This window comes from Streptomyces aureus, assembly GCF_001418135.1.
Classification (GTDB): Bacteria; Actinomycetota; Actinomycetes; order Streptomycetales; family Streptomycetaceae; genus Streptomyces; species Streptomyces aureus_A.
Window position 1 is genome coordinate 1 of the sequence record NZ_LIPQ01000222.1, and the last position, 6,316, is coordinate 6,316.

Consider the following 6,316-nt stretch of genomic DNA (forward strand, 5'->3'; position numbering starts at 1 on the left):
GGCGCCTCCGCCCCTTGTGCCCTGACACCCGCACCCACAGTGCCCCGCGCACCGGGGTGCGGGTCCAGGCGCGGAAGCCCGGGCCCGGCGAAGGGCGCCGTCCGTTGTGCCCACCCGCCCCCAACGTCGGCGGCGGCCGAAGCCCACGGTGTGGGCGGGCCCCGGGCACACGGGTCGCCACGGGCGTGAGCCCCGGCCATGGCGTTGGCGGACGTGAGTGGGTCGTGCGCATACCGTGACCATCGACCGCACGTAAAGACACGGGGCACCCGCCCCGCGAGGAGCATCCGCATGTCCAGCGAGTTCTTCATTCCAGACCCGGAGGGTCAGGTCCCCACCCCCGAGGGCTACTTCGGTGCCTACGGCGGCAAGTTCATCCCCGAGGCCCTCGTCGCCGCCGTCGACGAGGTCGCCGTCGAGTACGACAAGGCCAAGACCGACCCGGAGTTCGCCCGCGAGCTCAACGACCTGATGGTCAACTACACGGGCCGCCCGAGCGCCCTCACCGAGGTGCCCCGGTTCGCCGAGCACGCCGGCGGCGCCCGGATCTTCCTCAAGCGCGAGGACCTGAACCACACCGGCTCGCACAAGATCAACAACGTGCTCGGTCAGGCCCTGCTCACCAAGCGCATGGGCAAGACCCGCGTCATCGCCGAGACCGGCGCCGGTCAGCACGGCGTGGCCACCGCCACCGCCTGCGCTCTCTTCGGCCTCGACTGCACCATCTACATGGGCGAGGTCGACACCCAGCGCCAGGCCCTCAACGTGGCCCGGATGCGGATGCTCGGCGCCGAGGTCGTGGCCGTGAAGTCCGGCAGCCGTACCCTCAAGGACGCCATCAACGAGGCGTTCCGCGACTGGGTCGCCAACGTGGACCGGACGCACTACCTGTTCGGCACCGTGGCGGGCCCGCACCCCTTCCCCGCCATGGTCCGCGACTTCCACCGCGTCATCGGCGTCGAGGCCCGCCGCCAGATCCTGGAGCGCGCCGGCCGCCTCCCCGACGCGGCGATCGCCTGCGTCGGCGGCGGCTCGAACGCCATCGGTCTCTTCCACGCCTTCGTCCCCGACGCGGACGTCCGGCTGATCGGCTGCGAGCCGGCCGGCCACGGTGTCGAGACCGGCGAGCACGCGGCCACCCTCACCGCGGGCGAGCCCGGCATCCTGCACGGTTCGCGGTCGTACGTCCTCCAGGACGAGGAGGGCCAGATCACCGAGCCGTACTCGATCTCGGCGGGCCTCGACTACCCGGGCATCGGCCCGGAGCACGCGTACCTGAAGGACAGCGGGCGCGGCGAGTACCGCGCCGTCACCGACGACGCCGCCATGCAGGCGCTGCGGCTGCTCTCCCGTACCGAGGGGATCATCCCGGCGATCGAGTCGGCGCACGCCCTCGCCGGGGCCCTGGAGGTCGGCAAGGAGCTCGGCAAGGACGCCCTGCTCCTGGTGAACCTCTCCGGGCGCGGCGACAAGGACATGGACACGGCCGCCCGCTACTTCGGCCTGTACGACACCGACGCCGAGGTCGCCGCGGACGCCGGTAACACCGCGGAGATCGAGGGGGACGCCAAGTGACCGGCAACATCCAGCTGCTCAGCGACACCCTCGCCAAGGCGAAGGCGGAGAACCGGGCCGCGCTCATCGCGTACCTGCCGGCCGGCTTCCCGACCGTCGACGGCGGCATCGCGGCGATCAAGGCCGTCTTCGACGGCGGCGCGGACGTGGTCGAGGTCGGCCTCCCGCACAGCGACCCGGTCCTCGACGGGCCGGTCATCCAGACCGCCGACGACATCGCCCTGCGCGGCGGCGTCAAGATCGCCGACGTCATGCGGACGGTCAAGGAGGCCCACGAGGCCACCGGCAAGCCGGTCCTCGTCATGACGTACTGGAACCCGATCGACCGGTACGGCGTCGAGCGCTTCACCGAGGAGCTCGCCGCGGCCGGCGGCGCGGGCTGCATCCTGCCCGACCTGCCGGTCCAGGAGTCCGAGGTCTGGCGCGAGAACGCCGACAAGCACGGTCTCGCGACCGTCTTCGTCGTCGCGCCCAGCAGCAAGGACGAGCGCCTCGCCACCATCACGGCGGCCGGTTCCGGCTTCGTCTACGCGGCGTCCCTCATGGGTGTCACCGGCACCCGCGAGTCGGTCGGCGAGCAGGCGGCCGACCTGGTCCGCCGTACCCGCGCCACCTCCGAGCTGCCGGTCTGCGTCGGCCTCGGCGTCTCCAACGCCACCCAGGCCAAGGAGGTCGCCGTCTTCGCCGACGGCGTCATCGTCGGCTCCGCGTTCGTGAAGCGGATCCTCGACGCCGACGGGGACGAGACCGCGGGACTCGCCGCCGTAAGGGAACTGGCGGCCGAACTCGCCGAGGGCGTACGGCGCGTTTCGTAACCCATCCGGGTGGATCTGCGACCGGGGAGGCACGCACGTGCCTCCCCGGTTCGTTTCCGAGGCGTGAGCCAGAAGAACAGTGGTGACGGTAATCGGAGTGCGCGGGAGCGTCTCCAGCAGCAGCGCGAGCGCGAGAAGGCCCGCGAGAAGCAGCGGCGGGTCCTGATCGTGTCGGCGGCGGTGGTCGGCGTCCTCGGGCTCGCCGCGGTCGTCGGTGTGATCGCCGCGGGCGGCGACAAGGACAGTGGATCCGACAAGGCGGGCCCGGTCGTCGCGCCCACGGGAGCGACCGAGGAGGACGGCAAGCCCGCCATTCCCACCGGGAAGTCGGACGCCCCGTCCACGCTGGCGATCTGGGAGGACTTCCGCTGCCCGGCGTGCGCCCAGTTCGAGAACGCGTTCCGGGACACCATCCACGAGCTGGAGGCCGCGGGCGCGCTCAGGACCGAGTACCACCTCGCCACCCTCATCGACGGGAACATGGGCGGCAGCGGCTCCCTGCGCGCGGCGAACGCCGCCGCGTGCGCCCAGGACGCGGGGAGGTTCACCGCGTACCACGACACGCTCTACATCAACCAGCCGCCGGAGACGGACGACGCCTTCGGCGACAACGACAAGCTGATCGAGCTGGCGGCGAAGGTGCCGGGGCTCGACACGCCCGCCTTCCGCAGCTGTGTGAACGACGGGACGCACGACACCTGGGTGGCCAAGTCGAACGAGGCCTTCCAGAACGGCGGCTTCCGCGGCACGCCGTCCGTCCTGCTCAACGGAGAATCGATCTTCCCGCAGAAGGGGAACGAGCAGATCTCCCCGGACAACCTGAAGAAGTGGGTCGCCGAGGCCAACAAGGGCAAGAAGCCGGGTACGGCCGCTCCGACGACGGCCCCGGCGGCCTCCCCGGGCTCTCCCTCGGCGGGCTGAGCCCCGTTTCCGCCCCGGGTTAGTTACCCATACGTTGCCGGGTGGGCTGCCGTCCCGCCCGCCCGGCAGGGTAGCGTCGGTCCTGCCATGGACCTTGCCTACATTCCCAGCCCGTCGACCGGCGTGATCAACCTCGGACCGATCCCGCTGCGCGGCTATGCCTTCTGCATCATCATCGGTGTCTTCGTCGCCGTCTGGTACGGCAACAAGCGGTGGATCGCCCGGGGCGGCACCGCCGGCACCGTGGCCGACATCGCCGTCTGGGCGGTGCCCTTCGGCCTCGTCGGCGGACGCCTCTACCACGTGATCACCGACTACCAGCTGTACTTCAGCGAGGGTGAGAACTGGGTCGACGCCTTCAAGATCTGGGAGGGCGGCCTCGGTATCTGGGGCGCCATCGCGCTCGGCGCGGTGGGTGCCTGGATCGGCTGCCGTCGGCGGGGCATCCCGCTCCCCGCGTACGCCGACGCCATCGCTCCCGGAATCGCGTTCGCCCAGGCCATCGGCCGCTGGGGCAACTGGTTCAACCAGGAGCTGTACGGCAAGCCGACCGAGCTTCCCTGGGCCCTGGAGATCACCGAGAGCGCGAACCGTGAGGCCGGGCTCTACCACCCGACCTTCCTGTACGAGTCGCTCTGGTGCATCGGTGTCGCCGTCCTCGTCATCTGGGCCGACCGCCGCTTCAAGCTCGGCCACGGGCGCGCCTTCGCGCTGTACGTCGCCGCGTACTGCGTGGGCCGGGCCTGGATCGAGTACATGCGTGTCGACGAGGCCCACCACATCCTCGGCCTGCGCCTCAACGTGTGGACCGCGATCGGCGTGTTCGTGCTCGCCGTGGTCTACATGGTGATCTCGGCGCGGATCCGCCCGGGCCGCGAGGAGATCGTCGAGCCGAAGGCCGCGAAGGAGGCCGCGGACAAGGCGGCCGGGACGACGGCGGACGGTGAGGACGCGGAGCCCGAGGACGCTGCCGAGGGCGCCGTCACGGACACCCTCCCGGGCACCGGGAAGGACGCCGAGGACTCCGGCGGCTCCGACGGGGACGTGGAGCACGGGGCCGACAACGGCGCCGGGTCCGCCGCCAAGAGCTGATCCCCCTCCAGTCGGTCGAAAGGGCCGTCGGGACCGAGAGGTCCCGGCGGCCCTTCCGCATGCCCGGGTCCGGGAGGCGGGCTCGTGCCCGGGGACCGGAGTCAGGCCGTCCGGGCCGCGAGGGCGAGGGTGCGGTGGGCACCCGCCACCACCGCCGCGTCCACGAAGCGCCCGTCCGGGAGGGCGAGGGCGCCTCGCTCGGGGCCGGCGGCCTCGACGACCTCCCGCGCCGCGTCGACCTCCTCCGGGGTGGGGAGATAGGCGCGCTCGATGACCGGGAGCTGGCGGGGGTGGATGGCCGCCCGGCCGAAGAAGCCCATGGCCCGGCCCCGGGCGCAGCCCGCGGCCAGCGCGTCCAGGTCGCAGATGTCGGGATGGACCGACTGGGCCGGGGGCGGGAGGGCGGCCGCGCGGGCCGCGATCACCACCCGGCCGCGCGACCAGTCCAGGCCGCAGTCCTCCCGCACGCCCAGGTCCGCGCGGAGATCGGCCTCGCCGAGCGCGATGCCGCGGACGGCGGGGTGGGCGGTCGCGATGGCGTACGCGTGCTCCACGGCGAGGGCGTTCTCCAGGAGCGGGTAGAGCGGGAGACCCGGGGCGAGCTCGACGAGCCGGTGGATGTCAGTGGCGTGTGTCACCTTGGGAACACGAAGACCGTGGAGGCCGGGGAGGAGGGCCAGGGTGGGGATGTCGCGCGGGGTGTGGACGCGGACGTGGACCGGGACGGGGTGCGGGTCCGCGAGCAGATCGGCCGTGGCGTCGAGGGCGTACGCCTTGCGGTGCGGGGCGACCGCGTCCTCCAGATCGACGATGACGACGTCGGCGCCGGAGGCCAGAGCCTTGCGGACCACCTCGGGACGGTCGCCGGGGGCGTACAGCCAGGTGACAGCGGGCGCGGAGGGCGGGCGGCGCGTCGTGCCGTTCGCGCGGGTCGGGGTCTCGCTCATGTCGCTCATACCGCTCCCTGCTCGCGGAGGCTGCCGATCTCGGCGGGGGTGAGGCCGAGTTCGGAGAGGACGGCGGTGGTGTCGGCGCCGTGGGGGCGGCCGGGCCAGCGGATGGCTCCGGGCGTCTCGGAGAGGCGGAAGAGGACGTTCTGCATCTTGATCGGTCCGAGTTCGGGGTCCTGCACCTCCGTGACGGTGCCGAGCGCCTGGTACTGGGGGTCGGCGACGACGTCCCGGATGTCGTAGACCGGGGCGATCGCCGCCTCGGCCTTCTCGAACGCCGCCATCGCCTCGTCCCGGGTGTGGCGGGCGATCCACGAGCCGACCGCCTCGTCCAGGACGTCCGCGTGCTCGGCCCGGCCCGTGCCGTCGGCGAACCACGGCTCGTCGATCAGATCGGGGCGGCCGACCAGGACCATGACGCGTTCGGCGATGGACTGGGCGGAGGTGGAGACGGCGACCCAGGAGTCGTCCGAGGTGCGGTACGTGTTGCGGGGGGCGTTGTTGCGGGAGCGGTTGCCCGTGCGGGGCTGGACATAGCCGAGCTGGTCGTACCAGAGGGGGTGGGGTCCGATGACCGAGAGCATCGGTTCGATGATCGCCATGTCGACGACCTGGCCGCGCCCGGTCGTGGTCCTCGCGGTGAGCGCGGTCATCACCGCGTACGCCGTGGCCAGGGCGGCGATCGAGTCGGCCAGGCCGAAGGGGGGCAGGGTGGGCGGGCCCTCGGGTTCGCCGGTGATGGCGGCGAAACCGCTCATCGCCTCGGCGAGGGTGCCGAAACCGGGGCGGTGGGCGTACGGGCCGAACTGGCCGAAGCCGGTGACCCGGGCGAGGACCAGACGCGGGTTGACGGTGGAGAGCTCCTCCCAGCCCAGACCCCAGCGTTCCAGGGTGCCGGGGCGGAAGTTCTCCACGATCACGTCGGCGTCGGCGGCCGTGACACCCTTCTCGCGCTCGCCGCCG

At 72.3% G+C, this 6,316-nt stretch carries 6 protein-coding genes; 4 read left to right on the forward strand and 2 right to left on the reverse strand.

Annotation, left to right across the window (positions count from 1 at the left end):
- Positions 1–291: 291 nt before the first annotated feature.
- The 4 genes from trpB (at position 292) to lgt (ending at position 4,403) form a co-directional block, all read left to right on the forward strand.
- On the forward strand, positions 292–1,575 hold the full coding sequence (gene trpB / locus AOK00_RS19230; protein WP_055601537.1) for a tryptophan synthase subunit beta: 1,284 nt from the start codon (positions 292–294) through the stop codon (positions 1,573–1,575).
- A complete protein-coding gene (gene trpA, locus AOK00_RS19235) occupies positions 1,572–2,390 on the forward strand; it encodes a tryptophan synthase subunit alpha (protein WP_055601538.1) in 819 nt (272 codons plus the stop codon). The genes trpB and trpA overlap by 4 nt, the downstream gene beginning before the upstream one ends.
- Before the next feature lie 63 nt (positions 2,391–2,453).
- Complete coding sequence (locus tag AOK00_RS19240) at positions 2,454–3,311, forward strand: DsbA family protein (protein ID WP_055601539.1); 858 nt, start codon at positions 2,454–2,456, stop codon at positions 3,309–3,311.
- Between the two features lie 87 nt (positions 3,312–3,398).
- Complete coding sequence (gene lgt, locus AOK00_RS19245) at positions 3,399–4,403, forward strand: prolipoprotein diacylglyceryl transferase (protein WP_055601540.1); 1,005 nt, start codon at positions 3,399–3,401, stop codon at positions 4,401–4,403.
- A 101-nt stretch (positions 4,404–4,504) separates the two neighbouring features.
- Here lgt and AOK00_RS19250 read toward each other — a convergent pair whose 3' ends face one another.
- Positions 4,505–5,350 (reverse strand): HpcH/HpaI aldolase/citrate lyase family protein, encoded by an 846-nt coding sequence (locus AOK00_RS19250; protein WP_055601542.1) that lies wholly within the window; start codon positions 5,348–5,350, stop codon positions 4,505–4,507.
- 5 nt (positions 5,351–5,355) lie between these two features.
- Positions 5,356–6,316 (reverse strand): CaiB/BaiF CoA transferase family protein (locus AOK00_RS19255; protein WP_055601541.1); only part of this gene is annotated, 961 nt, incomplete at its 5' end.

Bases quoted from the DNA above. Each gene is read 5' to 3' on its own strand.
- lgt (WP_055601540.1), top strand. From the start codon at position 3,399: ATGGACCTTGCCTACATTCCCAGCCCGTCGACCGGCGTGATCAACCTC.
- AOK00_RS19250 (WP_055601542.1), bottom strand. From the start codon at position 5,350: ATGAGCGAGACCCCGACCCGCGCGAACGGCACGACGCGCCGCCCGCCC.
- trpB (WP_055601537.1), top strand. From the start codon at position 292: ATGTCCAGCGAGTTCTTCATTCCAGACCCGGAGGGTCAGGTCCCCACC.